The 247-nt window shown below is 68.0% G+C and carries 1 protein-coding gene; it reads left to right on the forward strand.

Annotated elements, in window-relative coordinates; genetic code table 11:
• The coding region (locus JF781_RS28330; protein ID WP_225341398.1) for a condensation domain-containing protein at positions 1 to 247 on the forward strand (247 nt) is incomplete at both ends.

The raw sequence follows: 247 nt of genomic DNA on the forward strand, positions 1-247 counted from the left end.
TGTTCGAGGCGCCCACGGTAGCCCAGTTGGCGCTCCGCATCGGTGGCGATGGGGGCCGACGCGAGCCGTTGGTGGCGGTGGAGCGGCCCGAGCTGATTCCGTTGTCGTTTGCCCAGCAACGGTTGTGGTTTATCGACCAGCTGCTGGGGCCTTCTCCGATCTACAACATCCCGGCGGCGTTGCGGCTCAGCGGAAACCTGGATGCCGAGGCGTTGGGGGCGGCGCTGGCCGATGTGGTCGCCCGCCA

The organism is Mycobacterium sp. WUMAC-067, assembly GCF_020217485.1.
Taxonomy (GTDB): Bacteria; Actinomycetota; Actinomycetes; order Mycobacteriales; family Mycobacteriaceae; genus Mycobacterium.